Source organism: Microbulbifer elongatus (assembly GCF_021165935.1).
Lineage (GTDB): Bacteria > Pseudomonadota > Gammaproteobacteria > Pseudomonadales > Cellvibrionaceae > Microbulbifer > Microbulbifer elongatus.
Genome location: NZ_CP088953.1, coordinates 3069416 through 3086723, shown reverse-complemented (window position 1 = coordinate 3086723; position 17308 = coordinate 3069416). Strand labels below are relative to the sequence as shown.

At 55.7% G+C, this 17308-nt stretch carries 18 protein-coding genes; 9 read left to right on the top strand and 9 right to left on the bottom strand.

Annotation, left to right across the window (positions count from 1 at the left end):
• Window positions 1-19: 19 nt before the first annotated feature.
• Complete coding sequence (locus LRR79_RS12695) at window positions 20-346, bottom strand: hypothetical protein (protein WP_231757572.1); 327 nt, start codon at window positions 344-346, stop codon at window positions 20-22.
• A gap of 185 nt (window positions 347-531) precedes the next feature.
• Here LRR79_RS12695 and LRR79_RS12690 point away from each other — a divergent pair, with 185 nt between their 5' ends.
• On the top strand, window positions 532-915 hold the full coding sequence (locus LRR79_RS12690; RefSeq protein WP_231757571.1) for a hypothetical protein: 384 nt from the start codon (window positions 532-534) through the stop codon (window positions 913-915).
• A gap of 321 nt (window positions 916-1236) precedes the next feature.
• On the opposite strand, the gene LRR79_RS12685 is transcribed toward LRR79_RS12690, so the two are convergent.
• Both LRR79_RS12685 and LRR79_RS12680 read right to left on the bottom strand, forming a co-directional pair.
• Window positions 1237-1716, bottom strand: a complete 480-nt coding sequence (locus LRR79_RS12685; RefSeq protein ID WP_231757570.1) for a hotdog fold domain-containing protein — start codon at window positions 1714-1716, stop codon at window positions 1237-1239.
• A gap of 173 nt (window positions 1717-1889) precedes the next feature.
• Window positions 1890-2555, bottom strand: a complete 666-nt coding sequence (locus LRR79_RS12680; protein ID WP_231757569.1) for a hypothetical protein — start codon at window positions 2553-2555, stop codon at window positions 1890-1892.
• A 438-nt stretch (window positions 2556-2993) separates the two neighbouring features.
• Between LRR79_RS12680 and LRR79_RS12675 the strand changes: the two genes are divergently transcribed.
• From LRR79_RS12675 to LRR79_RS12665, 3 genes are all read left to right on the top strand, one after another.
• Complete coding sequence (locus LRR79_RS12675) at window positions 2994-3794, top strand: ATP-grasp domain-containing protein (RefSeq protein WP_231757568.1); 801 nt, start codon at window positions 2994-2996, stop codon at window positions 3792-3794.
• A gap of 99 nt (window positions 3795-3893) precedes the next feature.
• Window positions 3894-4139, top strand: coding sequence for a DUF6482 family protein (locus LRR79_RS12670; protein WP_231757567.1), 246 nt, complete (start codon window positions 3894-3896; stop codon window positions 4137-4139).
• A gap of 101 nt (window positions 4140-4240) precedes the next feature.
• Window positions 4241-5995, top strand: coding sequence for a hypothetical protein (locus LRR79_RS12665; protein ID WP_231757566.1), 1755 nt, complete (start codon window positions 4241-4243; stop codon window positions 5993-5995).
• Window positions 5996-6068: 73 nt separating this feature from the next.
• Here LRR79_RS12665 and LRR79_RS12660 read toward each other — a convergent pair whose 3' ends face one another.
• Window positions 6069-7127, bottom strand: coding sequence for an alpha/beta fold hydrolase (locus LRR79_RS12660; RefSeq protein ID WP_231757565.1), 1059 nt, complete (start codon window positions 7125-7127; stop codon window positions 6069-6071).
• Window positions 7128-7327: 200 nt separating this feature from the next.
• Window positions 7328-8053 (bottom strand): pseudouridine synthase, encoded by a 726-nt coding sequence (locus LRR79_RS12655; RefSeq protein ID WP_231757564.1) that lies wholly within the window; start codon window positions 8051-8053, stop codon window positions 7328-7330.
• 356 nt (window positions 8054-8409) lie between these two features.
• Between LRR79_RS12655 and LRR79_RS12650 the strand changes: the two genes are divergently transcribed.
• A complete protein-coding gene (locus tag LRR79_RS12650; protein ID WP_231757563.1) occupies window positions 8410-9876 on the top strand; it encodes a hypothetical protein in 1467 nt (488 codons plus the stop codon).
• 177 nt (window positions 9877-10053) lie between these two features.
• Here the strand turns inward: LRR79_RS12650 and LRR79_RS12645 are convergent, their stop codons facing one another.
• Complete coding sequence (locus tag LRR79_RS12645) at window positions 10054-10425, bottom strand: YchJ family protein (RefSeq protein ID WP_231757562.1); 372 nt, start codon at window positions 10423-10425, stop codon at window positions 10054-10056.
• 196 nt (window positions 10426-10621) lie between these two features.
• Here LRR79_RS12645 and LRR79_RS12640 point away from each other — a divergent pair, with 196 nt between their 5' ends.
• Window positions 10622-10951 (top strand): hypothetical protein, encoded by a 330-nt coding sequence (locus tag LRR79_RS12640; RefSeq protein ID WP_231757561.1) that lies wholly within the window; start codon window positions 10622-10624, stop codon window positions 10949-10951.
• Between the two features lie 26 nt (window positions 10952-10977).
• On the opposite strand, the gene LRR79_RS12635 is transcribed toward LRR79_RS12640, so the two are convergent.
• Complete coding sequence (locus LRR79_RS12635) at window positions 10978-12615, bottom strand: hybrid sensor histidine kinase/response regulator (RefSeq protein WP_231757560.1); 1638 nt, start codon at window positions 12613-12615, stop codon at window positions 10978-10980.
• Between the two features lie 188 nt (window positions 12616-12803).
• Here LRR79_RS12635 and LRR79_RS12630 point away from each other — a divergent pair, with 188 nt between their 5' ends.
• The 3 genes from LRR79_RS12630 to LRR79_RS12620 are packed head-to-tail and all read left to right on the top strand — an operon-like array spanning window position 12804 to window position 15948.
• Window positions 12804-14261: an amidohydrolase gene (locus LRR79_RS12630; RefSeq protein WP_231757559.1), complete on the top strand. Its 1458-nt coding sequence runs from the start codon at window positions 12804-12806 to the stop codon at window positions 14259-14261.
• Window positions 14261-15556 carry an amidohydrolase family protein gene (locus tag LRR79_RS12625; protein WP_231757558.1) on the top strand — a complete coding sequence of 432 codons (1296 nt, stop codon included), beginning with the start codon at window positions 14261-14263 and terminating at the stop codon, window positions 15554-15556. The genes LRR79_RS12630 and LRR79_RS12625 overlap by 1 nt, the downstream gene beginning before the upstream one ends.
• The gene (locus tag LRR79_RS12620) at window positions 15556-15948 is read left to right on the top strand and encodes an MAPEG family protein (protein ID WP_231757557.1); all 393 of its coding nucleotides are present in this window, start codon (window positions 15556-15558) and stop codon (window positions 15946-15948) included. Before LRR79_RS12625 ends, LRR79_RS12620 begins: the two co-directional genes overlap by 1 nt.
• Before the next feature lie 98 nt (window positions 15949-16046).
• Here LRR79_RS12620 and LRR79_RS12615 read toward each other — a convergent pair whose 3' ends face one another.
• Both LRR79_RS12615 and LRR79_RS12610 read right to left on the bottom strand, forming a co-directional pair.
• Window positions 16047-16343, bottom strand: a complete 297-nt coding sequence (locus LRR79_RS12615) for a YebG family protein (RefSeq protein WP_231757556.1) — start codon at window positions 16341-16343, stop codon at window positions 16047-16049.
• Between the two features lie 136 nt (window positions 16344-16479).
• Entirely contained in the window at window positions 16480-17109 is a 630-nt protein-coding gene (locus LRR79_RS12610) for a DUF924 family protein (protein ID WP_231757555.1), read from the bottom strand.
• Window positions 17110-17308 lie beyond the last annotated feature (199 nt).

The window sequence follows — 17308 nt, the reverse complement described above, 5'->3', positions numbered from 1 at the left end:
TAGTTAGTAGGCCGTACAGTTATTGACAGTACCCAAAGGGAGGGGTATTCGCCCCTCCTATTGCTCCCGCTTCCGCTCCGCAACTTTCGAGCTCAGTAACTGGTCGAACTGTCCATTCGTGAAAGCGAGTGATGACCCTCGATTTCGCCTGAAATAGCAGGCCGATCAATTTTTGAGCTTCTTGACCGTATTTGTTCAAGCCTTTTTTGACGACGTGTAGTGCCCGCAACGGCAGGCTGGCTCGTTCTGGAGTAGGCCCGCCGGACAGCTCGGTAAAGGTTTCCCAGTTTCCTTTGTCCGCAGCCTCGATGAGGCCTTTCAATAACTCGCTATCTATTGAGTCCAAAGCGGCTTCTGCATGCTCACTATGTGCAAGCCTGCGGGACTCCCGCCACGCGGTAACACTGGGGCCGCCGATCTGCTGAAATTGGCGAATCTTCCCGGTAGACGCCCAGGCACGAATGCGCATCGCGCTCTGGATCGCGTCCTGTCCATAGAGATCCGTGCCGACGTTCTAACACGTCTATGTTCTTGGCTATACATGATGCTGAAGATGTACCGCTTGGTGAGGATCTAGTCAATGGCTTGCGGGTTAAAGACTGGTATCTTTCGTCCGACTTGCAGTGGGTACTTCCGCATTCTCAGATGGGGCTGTCTTTTTCTTCGAGTTGGCAGCACCTAAAAGGCTTGCACAAAATGAAGCAGAAGCACAATCCTGGTGCTGCGGTACATGTATATTGGGTTCTTGAGACCGCAGATATTCCGCCGGGGCTTGAATTTGTGCCAGATGAACGTAAAAAGGGGCACTATTTTTTAACGGTGACACAGAAAATGCTGGTACATCAATTAGTAGAAAAATTGCAGTGGATTGCAGATCGAATGTCTGTGATTGAAGATGCCGGAGTAGCGCTATGATCGAGTACAAATATCAGGAAGAGAAAGTTGTCGCCAAGTTTTTCGCAAATCTGCTCAACGATGGAGAAACGCTAGCTATTTTTGACCGGGGTTTCGTAAGTTCCGCGGAGGAAGCAACACATCTGAGTAGGTTTTTCTGGGCCATGGTTAATAAATCTGCTCAGGGAGGAGCTTGCCTTGCGAGGGCACGTCGGAGTACTGGACGGAGAAACTTTATAGCACGCTAGGTGGGTATCTGGAGCGTGCAGGCTACGAGCAACAGTGGAATGACGAAATCGATAATGCGTAAGTTATCGCAACGATCCTTTGTGCCGGCGAAACTTATTGTTTCTTGGGAGAAATCCGCATTGTGATATCCGCGTGGAAGACCTCCTCACCGTTGGTATCAAATACGCTCACCGGCATCACCACATCCTGTGCAGAATCCCAATGAAAGTCGTCGACCTTGCACACGGCGCGCAGATCGGTTTTGGCCATCTTCAGGTATTGCACGGTCATGCCTACCGGAATCCAGCGGAAATTGGCATTCAGGGATACGTCCAGGCATACGCCTCCGGCCAGTTCCGCAGCGTTACACATGGCGATGGCGTGCACGGTTTTAATGTGGTTTTCTACTGCGCGGCGCTTCTTCAGTTTCACCTCAACCAGGCCCGGCTGTATCTGCGTGAATCGCGGTTTGATCGAGCTGAAGTAGGGGGCATTGAAGCAGACAATTTTGCTCACCAGCCAGCGGCCTAGGCTATTGCCGCCCAGGGTGTTCCAGAGTTTCAGAATTGGGCTTTTGGAGGGTACGTAGGTCATTTGCTATCTCGTGACTCGCGGCATCATAGGGTTCCCTATCTTGCACCTTTGTTACCCGCAGATTAAGTGTCAAACTGCCCGATGGGCTTGTCCGTATCACTAGTTGTTCTCTTCAGCGCTTTACCATTAGTTTTTTCTGGCGCAAATGGACTGGTTGGGCGGTTTGAGTCTATTCAGTGGGTAGGACTCTTTAGCAGTCTGGTGCGCAGCTCGTTTGCCCCAATTAGCAGCATTTCGTAACCATTGCCAAATGCATTGGGATTGTTCCAATCCATACGCACGATCAAGTCTTCCGTGCCATCGCCATCCAGGTCACCTCTGGCCAGAAGGGTATAGTCAATATCAAGGCCAGCAAGGTTACTTCGGACCACTGTTGGGCTTATTTCGACTATTTCAGAGTTGGGGAAAGCCTGTGCTATTTCTTGATTTGATACCGGCGATGGGTCACCTCCTAGATCCGGGGTGGCGTTTGCAGGTAGTTGCTGAATAAGCTCACTGGTAAGTACGGGGGGGAAGAATGACTTTCGGGAGTTACCTGCAGAGAAGTAGAGCTGTAACGCCTCGCAGTTCACGTTCAACATGGTGAATAGTGAGAACTGATCTTCCCGGATCTCGCCTACCTTGGTCTGCTTGATGTCCTCGCAGGTCTGAAATTGGATCGCTGATCCATTTTTTGTGTCCAGTTCGTAGTCGAATTTGCTCTCGTTGTAGTTTTTTCCGACCTCGACGAGTCCTGCGAAGTTGTCAGTATAAATAGCTTTTTCGATATGCGGGTTGCCGGACTTTTCGGTACAGGCGGAAATAATCATTACCGCAAAGAGAATTAATAATGATCGCATGATGTCGTCCTCAGGGCTGTACCGAAACCGCAGTTTGGTGGGCAGATTTAAGGAGATTCTGAACGTATGCGTTCCTGCTGGGGCTGACCTGAGGGCGGTGGCTCTCGGTACTCGCGGCCAGCCAATTTTCGTTCTGTATAGCTTTCCGTAATGATTTTCTAAGGCTTAATTTTATCTCCGTCGCTTCATGATTTGAATCGAGAGTTCAGGTACGATCGTTCAGAGTCTCGAGGATAAGGCGTAGGGATTTGATAAAGCGGTCAGAGTCCTGTTATCGGTAACCGTGAAACGTGCTAGGTGTGGTGGCATGGCGAAGTATATTGAACAGCCTAGCTGTTAGTTTGGCGCGCAAAGCATCATTGGTTCCCAGCTTTTTTCCCACAACACCAAATCTCTGCCTACACTTGTTCTTCGATAAAAAGAATCACAGGATTGCAGATGGCCGTTTTCGTCGAAAAGGGCCTGGACGGGTGTTTCGATGTAGAGTCCAAGCTCATCATGGAATACTGCACAGCCAACCGGATACCTACCCAGGTGTTCGAGCCGTTCGATATTTGCAGTGGCAAGCTCTCCCTGAAGTATGCGCAGCTGGTGGTAGGCTGTGTTGGTGCGGTCAAGGATGCATTGAAAACCCTTGGTGCGGCGCCGCCCTCTCTGGATCCCTATCCCGCCTCCCTAAGACCCTATCTCCGCCGGGCCGTATGGCCGACCACCGTGGGAAACCTGCTTAACCGCGTTCAACGTGGGGAAATGGCGTTTGCCAAGTCGATGGCCTGGGGGCTGGTGCCGGGCAATGTCTATTCCCCGGAGTGCGACAACAATGCACTGCACTATGCGCCGCCTGCGCTGGATGTGTACGCCTCCGAGGTGGTGGAGTGGTTGTGTGAGTTCCGCCTGTATGTGGTGGACGGAGTCATTGTTGGGGGCGGCCAGTACGCCGGTCCACCGGGGCCTTCCATCGATATGCGCGTGGTGCACAGGGCGCTGAAAGCATTTCAGGCCGACCCTGCCGCGCCGCGGGCCTTTGCCATGGATTGGGGGGTGATGGCGAGAGGGCATACCGCGCTGGTTCAGGTGAAAGATGCCTGGTCGCTCCGGGCCTTTGGTGATATCCGCGCCGCCAGTTACTACCGGGTATTGAAGGCGCGCTGGAATGAACTGGTGGGGGCCGGACGTGTGGAAGTGGGTGGCAAGCGTGCTGCTATGCCAGTGTTTGCCGGCCGCTCCATATCTGTGTGAAGCTTGCTGCGGTGGGTCGCTAAATTTCCGGTTGTAGTCTCGGCACCCTAAGCTGAAGGTGCGCCTCGTGTATTTTGGCTGAGCGCAGTAGGAGGCAATATGGACCTACAGATACTCTCGCTGGAAGGACAATTTTACATCGTAAAGACGGTAGATGAATCCGGTTCCCACCTTCTTACCGATCGCCACAACGCGCCACAAAAGTTTCACTGCCTGGAAGAGATTCGGGACCACTTCGCCTGGCGGAGCCTGGACGATGTGTGGCTGGAGCAGCAGACACCCTATGAAGAGATGTGCGGCCTGACCGACGATACCGCACCCCTTCGGATCAAGTTGAACTGGTAGCGCAGCAAATCCGCTACCGGTGTCAGCCGCCGAAAATTGTGTCGTCTATCAACCCTGATGTAGTCTTTGAACCAAACCTAACGAACTCAAAGACACAGTAAATGCCTTCGTCAAATACCTCTGCTCGCCTTTCTCGCCTGAATGCCTGCCTCGGCGTTCTGATTCTCAATATCGTGACTGCCCTTGTGGCCGGGTGTAGTACGCCGGCGCGTCAGGTGGTTTCTGAGACATACCACAGTGAGAAGCCGCGTATCGATCAATGGGTGGCAGACTGGCACAAGGATTCTGACGCCGAGTTCCGCTCGGACAGGTCGGTGCTGGTGGCCACCTATGGGACAACCGAATTTACCAGTGTGAAGCGCTTGCGCAGCACCGACGAACTGGTGTCGGCAAAAACACCGATGGTGGTGGCATGGCTGGAAATGAAAAAGGGACCGCAGGCGATTCCGCTTTACAGGTATGTGGTCATCCCTCTGAAATATGTAAGCGCAGAGACGCTTCTCCAGCAGGGCGCCTATATCAGTGAGCAGAAAGACCTTGGGCTGCCCGCACAAACGCCTTCAGGTCCTTATAAGGGTGCCGTGGTTACCGATTGGCAATACTGCTATGCCTGCTTTGCCCAGCGCGAGATCGAAGAACTGGAAATGCGAGATCTGAACTTTCTCACATCCAGTGTAAAACGCCGGATGGAAGACCGCTCGTTGGGTGGCTTGTACTTTCTGAAGACGGCAGCTGCGGCACGCAAGCGCTCTGCCGGTACGGCGACGTTGACCGTGGAAGTAGGGGAGCGTGCCCGGGAGCAACAGCAGGCATTTACCGATTATTACCTGAAAAACAGGGCCGCCCTGGCGGATGCCCGTGAGGGAGATGCGCGCTATCGCCGCTTCTGGCGGGAAGAGGTCGAACCGCTCCTGTTCGATGCTTTTGCCGTTTCCCAGGGTTGTCCGAAAGATTACCAGTCGTCCCGTCAACGCTATAAGCGATTGGCACCGATGTATGTGGAACAGCGTATCCGCCTGAACCGGGAATACGTGGAATGCCGGAGCGATGCGCTGGCGCGGTACGACCTGAATAATTACCAGTCTCAATTTGCGCAGCTGCAGCAGCGTGAGGGCGCGCTGTGGGCTCAGTCCAGCGGTTCCCTTCGCCGCAAGATGATACCGCCGCAGGAGGTGGTGCCGCAGGCGGTGAAATGGATCGACGAGGCTGCGGAGGGAATCGAAAGCGCCTACCGCGACCTGGCGAATATTGAAAAGGCAGCAGCACGGGCGGCGGCGTCAAAGCAGCGCGCGGAAGCCTTTAGTCAGGCTACCTGGCAGTCGACATTCAGCGCCATCAGCAACCGCAATGCGCAGGTGTTACAGCAGTCTCGCCAGATCAGTGCCATGGTCGACCGTGCACAAACCGCGCCCCGTCCGGCGTTTGGTAAGTCGAATACGGAGCGAAAACCTGCGGAATCGGGTTCGGAATCGGATTCGAAAGCGGGAAAGAAAGTGCAGCATAGGCCCGACACGGCGAGCCCTGCAGCGGTCGCCGCTGCCAAGGAAGCTGAGCCCACGGGTGCCGAAGAAGAGAGCGGAAATGCCTATGTGGGAGCGGGGCGCGATTACCCGTTCAGCGGAAGTTCCAGCAGCTATTATCAGCGATCCGTGGCCATCGACCTGGCGGAAACCAATTTGCGGAATCAGGCGGCCGAGTTTTGCGGGAGTAGCTATAAGGCCGAGATTCGTTGGAGCCCGAATGCGGAGTGTAAGCAGAGCGCCGCGGCCGAGAGTTTTCTCTGTACACGGGACGCCCTGGTGAACTGTTACGAAAACCGGTGTGAGCGGGAATTCTGCGGAACGCGATCGCCCTAGTATTCGATCGCTTCCTTTTAATGTTTAAAGTCCGGGCACACCGGGTTTTACCGCCCGGACTTTTAAACCGCGCTTACTGCTTGCCGGGAGCTTTCAGAAATTTGGTGAGTGCGGCCATATAGCGGTCAAAGTCTTCAAACTGCGGTACATGACCGATGCCGTCCAGCTCCACCAATTGCGCATTCGGAATCGCCTGCGCGGTTGTTTTGCCCAGTCTGTCATAGCGGCCGAGATCGGCGCGGATGGATTCCGGTGCGCGATTGCGGCCAATGGCGGTGCGATCGCGGGTGCCGATAATCAGCAGGGTGGGGGCCTTCAGGTCGCCGAATTCGTACAGCACCGGCTGGGTGAACACCATGTCGGATGTGCGCGCGTCAATTTCCGCAATCTTGTCGGCGTCCGGGCCGATGGTCCAGCCGGCCTGAATGGCCAGGAGCGGGTCGTAGGCCGCTTTCCATTTACCGTCAAAGTAGGCGGCGGTCATATAGCTTTTCACTTTCTCCGGGGTCTGCTGTTTTTCCTGGGCAGTGGCCTGCTCGATGGGCTGATAGGGGGTGAAGCGCTTCCAGTCTTCCAGGCCGATGGGGTTGATCAGCACCAGCTTTTCGACGGTTTCCGGGTACATCAGGGCAAAGCGGGTGGCGAGCATCCCGCCCATGGAATGGCCGGCGACGGTGGCGCGGGAAACGTCGAGCTTGTCCAGCAGTGCCTTGGTGCTGTCTGTCAGCGCCTGGAAGGTGAACTGGAAGCCCTCCGGCTTACTGGATTTGCCAAACCCAATCTGATCCGGCGCAATAACCCGATAGCCCTGTCTGCTGAGGGCATCGATGGTGCTCTGCCAGTAGGCGCCGGAGAAATTCTTACCGTGCAGTAACACAACGGTTTTGCCATTGGCGTCCGCTGCCGGCGGTACGTCCATATAGACCATTTCCAATGGCTGCTGCTGGTCGCGGAACGCAAAGGTCTCGACCGGGTAGTGGTAGTCCATATCGCTCAGGCGGGCATCCTGGGGGGCTACGGTGGGTTTTTCGGCGGCGGTTAGTGGGGAGGATGTGAGGGTCAGGGCGAGTGCGAGAAGGGCTTGGCCGAGGTGATTGATCAGTGGTGATTGATTGCGAGTTAAAAAAGCCATAAAGCGTTTCGCTCTCCTTGTGTCTGGCTCTGGTTCTTGATTCCGGTCCCGGGCGCCAGGCCCGGGGCACTAGTGCGTATAGCCTCTCTACTCGAATCGATGGAATTATCGTGCCATTAGTACAGGATATTTCAGCGATTCATCATCGTAGTAGGAGCCCCGCGGTGTAAGCAAGATCTAGTTTTGTAAACGGGCCGCATTCAGGGCAGCGGCCATCCAAACCGCTCAATCAATGTCACAAAACAACCTCTGGGCGGTGCCACAATCTCGAGGCGCTCACTGGATTCTGGGTGCTGTATGGACAACCGATAGGCATGCAGCAAGAGTCTTGCACATTGCAGCTCTTCTGCGAAGAAGCGGTTGTGGGTGGACTTGCCGTATTTCGGGCAACCGATCAGTGGGTGCGACAGGTGCTTGAAGTGGCGACGGATCTGGTGGCGGCGGCCGGTCTTCAGCTCCACTTCCACTAGGGAGTAGCGGCTGCTGGGGTAGCGATCCACGCAATAAGGTAGCTCCACGGTGCCAAGGCGCCGGAAATGGGTAATCGCCTCCTGGCGGGGAAGGTCGGATTTTGGGCGCTTGCGCTGGTGTTTGAAGTCGGCCACCGGCGGTAGCGGATGGTCGATCACGCCCTGTTCCGGGCAGTAACCGCGACAGATCGCCAGGTATTGTTTGATCGATGCGTCACTGTCCAGCTGCCCCTGCAGTTTGGCGGCTGCCTCTCCGCTTTTGCCAAACACGATCACACCAGACGTTGGTTTGTCCAGCCGGTGCACCGGGTACAGGTGCACACCGACCAGGTCCCGCAGGTACTGTAGCAGGATGCGGTCTTCGTGTTTGTCTATATCGGAGCGGTGCACCAGCCAGCCTTCCGGTTTGTAGGCCGCGATGAGGTGGTCGTCTTCGAAGAGGGGCTCTGGTGTCATTGGCGAGGCGCTGCTCGGCTAGAAACGGAGTGGAATTATAAAGTGTGTCTTACTCATATTCGACGATTATACCGGTGGTTTCACCTGGCAAGGTGCCATTTGCGATCAAATGTCTGGCAGAGATAGTGTCGGCCTTTGTTGTACTTGGGCAGTGAGGGCGTGGGAAACGGGAGACGACAATGTTCTCTGGCGATTCGTTCGCATAAATGGTCCTTATTAACGCGTCCTTGGCGGTGGTTCTATATTTCTGCAGCATAACTTGTGTAGCATGTCGGTGACTTGGCGTAGATGTTTTTAACACAGCGTACCAAGTGGAAGTTTTGTTTGTTTACTAACCATGTTTATACAAGGAAGTGATGATGTTGATTGATGGGCTGCCGTGCCTCCGGAAGTGGTTTTCAATGTTTGCTGTTACGCTCTTTACGGTTCTGGTGACGGCTTGTGTACCAGATACCGACACGCTGGATGAAATTGAGGCATTCTCCGAGCGCACAGAGACACTGCTGGAGAAGGATCGAGCACTGGCGGATGAGTATGGAGCGCTGGTCGAAGAGCTTTCTCGCACAGTGAGCGAAACCGGTAGTGCCAAGGCCGCAGTAGAGTCGGGCGTGTACGACAAGTTAGCCGGAAACATGGATAGCGCACTGGCACTGGCCACTCAATATCAGCAGGAACTCGAGTCACTGTTTGGGAAGCTGGATCAGGATTCGCCGTGCTACCACCCAGAAATTGCCGATAATCTGAAGACGGCGATCGCCGAAAAGCGCCAGATTGCGAGTGCGTTGCGCCAGCTAAAGGGCGCAGACTTGGAAGAGGGCGGCGCGATTATCGTTGCACTCAATGCTACCCCAAAATCCTTTGCCGCCGGCATGAGCAATATGGTGGAGATGTTCAAGGTCTGTAAAGTGCCAGCGGCGATGGGGATGACAAAGTCCGAGCTCGACGAGCGTTCGGAATTCGCGGAGAGTAACGATTCAGAAAGCGGCGATTTTGATCATCGATCTGCGGGCGATCTGACAGTAGAAAAGTACACCAAATCGAAGAGTGTACTTCCATTGCAACCTATTTGGATCAACCGACTTTTGCCAACCGATGTTGAAGATGTCTCGGATCTGGAGGGCGTCCAATTGAGTGGTGGGGTGACGATTAATGAGGAGCTAGAGGTGGTATTGCCTGAGCCATATCGCAGTGATCTCACCAAGCCCTTTACCTTTCGTATTACCGGTACGGTGGCCGATAAGTACAGCGAGTACCAGTTGGCGGTGGATGTAACCCGGGTCGGTTACACACCGGTGGCGTCATTAAATTTTGACAATGCGGATCTCGCCAAATGTATTGATAGCATTGCCTCGGACAAGGGGTTCCGTTTTATGGAGGAGATCAAGAAGATTTCGTGTACAGCCCATGAAGAATCTCCTCTTGCGCTAACGGAGCTATTCCAGCTCACGAATCTGACGGATATTGAGATAAACAATTTCAATATGGTGGATATGGCTAAAGCACCATTACCGAAGAGTATTTCCGAACTGAAGTTTACCGATGGGACTTTGGATGGGCTGCCGAAATTTACCAATAATCATGGTCGCCTGCTTCTATGGGGCGCCAAAGTTGAAGATTGGTCACAACTTTCCAAGGTGGCTGTAGATAAAGTGTTTGTGGATGAGCGAGCAGCAGACTGCGATTTGGTGCGCTCCTGGGATGAGGAACGTTCCGATCTGGTGGTTACCCACCATGGGTTGGATGCTGGGGAGAAGGTGGCGCGCATGATGCGCATGGAAGATGAGGATAATGTTATTGGCGTTGTTTCAGGGTGCACGCTGTAGCCTGGCTTCTTTTGGTTGAGCAGGTTTAGGCCTGTTTTCATGGGCTATGTGTGCTGATTTATAGTGGGGCGGGTTTATCTCGCTCCTGAGGCGGTGGTGCACTGGGCAAAGGAATACGCACGGGTAACCCGGCAGGAGATGATGAAGTAGGTGGTCGGCGTACTACAGCAGCAGTTGTCACTGATCCAGTGGCCCCACATACACCCAGCGCTTTTTGTGCAGTTTGAACAGCGATATCTCGTGTAGTGCGCGCTCCGAGTCGCCGTCATCAAACCACGCTTTGAATTCTACCACCGACTTCTTCAGTCCTTTTTTGCTCCTGATTACGTCCAGGCGTAGCCAGCTCGTGTGAAGGTCGTCGCTGGTCAGCTCCGGACAGGTGTCCGGGTGCCAGGTTTTTTTCAGGTAGGGAATATTACCGGTGACATAGGCGCTGTAGCGGCTGCGCATCAGTGCTTCGGCATTGTTGGGGTAGGTCTGACCGGACAGGTAGAGGCCACAACATTGATCGATGGATTTACCGGTACCACAGGGGCAGGAGCTGGACATCAGTGCCTCGGAGCGTCTTCAGGGGAACGGCGTATCATATCAGCTGGACTCGAGACTGGCAGGTCAGTGTCCCCGTACGGTTGTGGGGATATTTGCGCCAGACCTGCTAAGCTCAATGGAGAGGCGCAGGTTCCGGTGGCCTCACCGGTGTCGCCGTGATTGTGTGCCCGCGGAATACAGTGTTAGAGGGTTCCCTATGAATCGCTGCTACCAGTGGATTTTTGGCTGCATCATGCTGGTATGCGTGACAGGCAGCCCGGTTTCGGCCCAGAGTGACTCGGAGGGTGGCGAAATGACAGGGCAACCGGGAGGAGGGCAGAGCCCCTATCTGAGCTTTTGTCAGGAACGTTTCTATGATGAGGATGACGGGATCATTTACTGCAATTGGTCGGTCAACTTCCACTACGCCTGTCTCGCCCCTTATCCTTCGAGAATTCCCCGACAGGCGGGGTCGCTGATTTCCAAGCCCGAAGTGGTTGGGGAGTGCGACAATGGCGAGCCGGTCATCAAGATCCTGCATTATTGATCCGCCGGCGCGGTGCATCGCGGTATTTACCCATCAGTGCCCTGGCCACTGTGCGGCGCGAACAGTAGAGAAATTTTCTGCTCCAGCTGGTCGTAGGTAAACGGCTTTTTAATGCAGTCGAGAATGCCTTCGGCGAGAATCTCCTGCACTTTGCTTTCGACACTGTAACCGGTCGATAACAGAGCCTTGATGTCGGGGTTGATCCGCTTCAATTCCGCAAACAACTGCTGCCCATCCATCTGCGGCATAATCATGTCGAGGAGCACCAGGTCAATTTCTCTGAAATGCTGCTCATAGTAGGTTATCGCCTCGACGGCGCAGGCAAAGGTGTCCACCTGATGGCCATGCATTTCAAACAGGGTTTTTGAGTAGCTGCGTACGATGGCTTCATCATCCACCAGCAGCATGCGAATAGTGCGGGTGTGGGGTGCCGTTTGCGTGCGGCAATGTTGCGTGCGGCTATTGCTGATAACCGGCAGATACAATTCAAAATCGCTTCCCTTACCGACTTCCGAGCGACACTGGATCGCCCCGCGATGCAGGTGGGTGGTACCGTAAACGGCCGCCAGCCCGAGACCGGCACCGCGGCCGCTGGCCTTGGTGGTAAAAAAGGGCTCGAATATGCGCTGGCGGATTTCTTCCGTCATGCCGGTACCACTATCGCGGACGTTGATGCGCAGATATTCACCGGCTTCAAGCTGAAAGTCAGAAATGGCGAGTGGCTCGGTGACTTCGATATTGCTGGTACTGAAGACCAGCTGACCACCGGCCGGCATGGCATCTTTGGCATTGATACCCAGGTTGAGCAGCGCACTTTTCAGTTGCGAGGGGTCGCCATTGACGTAGGGCAGCTCCGCGCGCAACTCCTGGCGAACCAGAATGCGGCGGTCAATGGTGCGCTCGAGCATGGCGCAGACATCGCGCACTATATCGTGGGTATTGCAGTCGTGCAGTTGGTAAGAGCCTTTGCGCGCGAAGGTCAATAGCTGCTTGGTCAGTTCCGCGGCGTGATGGGCGGTGGTCAGTATCTGGGATGCGTACTCGGTTATTTTGGTATCACAGGTTGTCTGCTTGATGACCTCGGCAAAGCCGGCGATACCATGCACCATATTGTTGAAGTCGTGGGCAATGCCACCGGCCAGCTCGCCGATGGCCTGCATCTTCTGCGCTTGCCGCAGCTCTTCTTCCAGTAACCGCTGTTTGGTGATGTCCGTACCGATACTGAGCACGCCGATGGCATCACCATTGTCATCGGTCAGCAATTTATTGGTCCACGCGACCCAGACGCGGGTGCCGTCTTTGGTGACATTTTCGTTGACGTTATAGCGGTGCTCTTCCGGGTGGTTGCAGATATGGTCCATCAGCGGCCGCAGGTCGCGACCAGTGCTTTCGTTCTCGGGCACAATGGTGCCCACCACATGCCTGCCGATGATTTCTTCTTCACAGTAGCCGAAAAAACGCTGCGCATACTCATTGAAAAACGTGACCACGCCGCTGCGGTCCCAGCGGAGAATGATCGAATTGGCGTGCTCCACCAGCTCCCGGTAGCGCTCTTCACTTTTACGCAGGGCTTCGTAGACCTCCTGCGAATTTTCCTGTGTTGCAGGTGCCGGGCCATCCGCCGCTGCCGCGTTATTGACCCCTGTTTTTATTCTGGTTTCCATTTGCCTTCCGGAACCTGGGAACGTTTCTCGATTGCACCATGGCTTTGCCGAATTGTCTAGTAAACATACAGTTTCTGTGGCGCTGGAGTGGCGAGTTGCTGCAGCCATCACATTGGTGTTGAATCTATGCGTTCTTTGAAAATAACGATCATCGTTTCCTAATAACATTTCAGGGGGTAGGAAAGGGCATGCGCTTCACTCGGAGATCCGTAAAAGATTCGGTATGGCGACGGCTGCGCCTGCCACTGGGCGTCGGCGGAGCCTTGCTGGCGGGGATGCTCACCGCCTGTGGCGGCGATGACAAAGATGTGGCTGCCGATGGGCCGGACTTTGCCCGCCAGGGAGATTTCCCCAGTACCTATCAACCCGACGAGGCTGCCCCGGTACTGATTCGCGGAGCGACTTTACTGACTGGCACTGGCGAAAAACTGCTCAAAGCCGACCTGCTTCTGAAAGACGGCAAGATCGCTGCAATCGGTGACGAGTTAAAGGCGCCCAGGAAAGGTCTGGTAATCGAGGGCGCGGGCAAGTGGGTGACGCCGGGCATTATTGATGTGCATTCCCACCTGGGGGATTACCCGGCGCCTGCGATCGAGTCCTCCCAGGACGGCAATGAAATGACATCACCGAATACCGCACAGGTATGGGCGGAGCACTCGGTGTGGACCCAGGATCCTCAATTCGCCCTGGCCCTTGCGGGCGGAGTGACCACCCTGCAAATTCTGCCCGGCTCGGCCAACCTGTTCGGGGGCCGCGGTGTGACCCTGAAAAATGTGCCGGGGCGCAGTGTGCAGGATATGAAATTTCCCGGTGCTCCCTATGGCCTGAAAATGGCCTGTGGTGAAAATCCCAAGCGGGTGTACGGTGGCAAGGGCAGTCTGCCCTCCACCCGTATGGGAAATGTCGCCGGTTACCGACAGGCCTGGATCGAAGCTGCGGCGTACAAGGAAAAGTGGGAAAACTACTACATCAACGGTGGCGACGCCCCGGACCGGGATCTGCAGATGGAAACGCTGGCGGGCGTTTTGAACGGCGATATTCTGGTGCACAACCACTGTTACCGCGGTGAGGAGATGGCCATCATGATGGACATCGCCCGGGAGTTCGATTTCCAGATATCGACTTTTCACCATGCGGTGGAGGCGTACAAAGTGGCGGATCTGCTGGCGGAGAACAATGTGTGTGCAGCAATGTGGGCCGACTGGTGGGGGTTCAAACACGAAGCCTTCGACATGACCGAGGCCAACATTGCCATCGTCGATCAGGCCAAGGCCTGCGCCATGATCCACTCGGACTCGGCAGTGGGAATTCAGCACCTCAATGAGGAGACGGCCAAGGCGATGGTGGCGGGCCAGCGTGCTGGCTTCGAGATTCAGCCGCGCCACGCGGTTACCTGGATGACGCGCAACCCGGCACGTGCACTGGGCATTGATGATGTCACCGGTACCCTGGAAAAAGGCAAGATGGCGGACGTGGTGGTCTGGTCCTCCAACCCCTTCAGTGTTTACGCGAAAGCGGAACAGGTATTTATTGACGGCGTATTGATGTACGACCGCAACGATCCTGCGCGGCAACCGCACAGCGATTTTGAACTGGGCATCCTGGACGCCGAAGGCGAGCGTCTGCCAGAGGGAGGGGAGCGCTAATGGAAATTTCCAATCTGTTGAGAGCCGGTATGAAGGTTTCTCTGATGTGCCTGTTTGGTTTCGCGGTGTCGGCGCACAGTCAAAGCATTCTGATCAAAGATGCCAGAATCGTGACCCTCGCGGATCAGGGGACCCTGGAAAGTGGCGACCTGCTGGTGCGCGACGGCAAGGTTGTGCAGATCGCGGAGGATCTCGGTGATGCCACGGCAGAGCTGATCATCGATGGTCGCGGCAAGGTGGTGACGCCGGGGCTGATCGCACCCAGCAGCGCGCTGGGGCTGACAGAAATCGGCGCAGCGGCGTCCACCAACGATGGTGCCATTGCCGAGCAGTCCATCGGCGCTGCGTTCAATCCGGTGGTGGCATTCAACCCGCGCTCTACTCTGATCCCGTTTAATCGGGCCGGAGGTCTGACCCGGGCGGTTGTGGTGCCGGCCAGTGAAGACTCGATCTTTGCCGGGCAGGGGTTTGCCATCAAACTCACCGGCGACTTCGACAGTGTGATCAATGCAGACCTGGTACAGAAGGTTTACTTCGGTGAGTACGGTGCGCAACTGGCCGGCGGCAGCCGCGCGATGGCATTTGCGCAACTGGAGAGCGCGCTGGAACAGGCGAAAGAATACTCGGAGAACCGGGACGAGATACGCCGCGGGCAGTGGCGTGAACTCGATTTCGCCGTGGACGATCTGGAGGCGCTGCAGCCGGTACTGCGGGAGGAGCAGCCGTTGATGATCAGTGCGGATCGTGCCAGCGATATTCTGCAGGTGCTCACCCTGGCAAACACATTCCCGATCCGCCCGATTATTATTGGCGGCGCGGAAGGGTGGATGGTGGCCGAGCAGCTGGCCGCGGCACGGGTACCGGTGGTGGTGGATGTGCTGGGTAATACCCCGGATGCGTTCGAAAAGCTCGGCGCGCGAATGGACAACGCGGCGTTGTTGCATCGGGCCGGTGTGACGGTAGCGATTAGCGGCCCCGGTTACGCGGGTTCCCACAATAGCTACCTGTCCCGGCAGGCCGCGGGCAACGCGGTAGCTTACGGATTGCCTTTCGAAGAGGGTATCCGCGCGGTCACGGCCAATGTGGCGGATATCTTTGGTATCGAAGGGGGTGTCCTTGCTCCCGACGGTGTTGCAGAACTGGTTTTGTGGAGTGGTGATCCCCTGGAGGTCACCAGCTTTGCCGAACTGGTGTTGATTGATGGCAAACCCCAGTCTCTCGTCAATCGCTCTACGCGGTTGCGGGATCGTTATTTACACCCCAAAGCGGGTACCGGACACGGATATAAAAACTGATGATTAGTGTAGAAATTACCGCGCTTTATGGCGGTCTGTGTGCATTGCTGGTGATTGCGCTGGCATTCAATGTTGTGCGTTTCCGGCGCGGCAAAAAAGTCGGTATTGGCACCGGCGGTGATAAAGCGGGTGCAGTCCTGGTACGGGCTCACGCCAATGCCATCGAGTATATTCCCCTGGCACTTATCCTGTTACTGGTTGCGGAGATCAATGGGGTATCTGCGGTGTGGCTGCACTGTCTCGGGGGCGCCCTGGTTTTTGCGCGAATCCTGCACGCCATTGGTCTGGTGGGTGGCAAGGGGGGCTATCACCCCGGCCGGTTTGGTGGTACTGCGCTGACCTGGCTGGTCATCATCATTCTGGCGGTGGTCAATATCGTCAGCGCGCTCTGATATCCAGCGGTATCGTGACCGGCTTGCAGGTGAAAAAAAGCCCGGCAAGCCGGGCATAGTACAGGGATGGAAACCAGAATATTGGTGTCCAGGGGGGATTACTGATTTGCCGCCAGCGGCGTGACGTTCTCGTCGCTGGACGGTTCGTCCTGCTCTTCTGCAGCGAGCAGTTCTTCCGGCTTTCCTTTACAGGCTTTGGCCAGAACTTCGCGGCGCTTGGCCAGCATCAGGCCGATTTCTTCACTCGCTTCTTCAGACACGCCCTCAATATTGCGCTCGATCAGTGCGGTGATGTTGGCGGCAAGTTCCAGCATCTTGTCGTGTTCTTCGGCATCTTTTTTGTTATCGAACATGGCTCCGTCTCTATCGCATTTCCAAACGGCTACTACCGCCATACTGGGCCTCCTGAGGTCTTGGTATTGTGGTTATGTGTCGTTGATGTGGATGGATATACAGTATCTGTATGGATATTCAGTGTCAACTGCAAAACACCACATTCCGCGCCAGTGTACGTGCTGCGGGGGAGAAGAGCTAGAAACCGCCACCATTGTCCAGCCAGTCCTGTTCCTCCGGCGTGGACTGCCGGCCGAGCGCCTGGTTGCGATGGGGGTAGCGACCGAACTGCTGAATGACGTTCTGATGGGCTACGGCAAACCGGTAGTACTCCGTCGCCGCTTTGGCATCCTTCTGAGTGCTGTCGGGGCTGTTCGCGGCATAGTCCCGCTGGATCTGATCGAAGTAGGCCACCGACTGGTTCTGGACTTCCGCTAGCTCGGAGTGCTCCAGGGGCATACCGGCGAATGCGCGCTGGTGCAGCCCCAGTTGAGTATGGGCGTTGTCGCGGACCAGGGCCTGGCTGATTTCCAGTGCCTGTGCATCGCCGGCGAATGCCTGGGCCGACCCGCGATAGAGATTGCGGGTGAACTGGTCGCATAACAGGATCAGACCCAGTTGGCCGACCAGGGTGTCCCGCCAATACGCAAGCTGCCCGTTCAGGGCCAGCTCGACCGCGGTGCCAAAGCGGCTGCGAATCTCCTCATCAAACCGGTCACTACGCTGAAACCACCGTTTTCGCAGGGGTTCCGGCGGCGGATGGTGCAGGTCCGCGCTGCCAAACCAGAACTCAATCGGGGCTGCCGGTGTTGCTGATTGAGGGTTCATGGTGTGCTCCTTCAATTATTTCTCGTCAGTTGCATCCAAAAGGTGTACTGCCATCGTCCATCAGGGGAAGGGTAAAGTGGCACCGGGTATCCCAGAACCTGATACCGGTTGCCTAAAAAAGGTACAATCTTGCGCCATTGATGGTCTGTCGGGGTAGTTCGTCTATCTGTCACCATCGCGCAAGAGTTTGGCCGGGGCA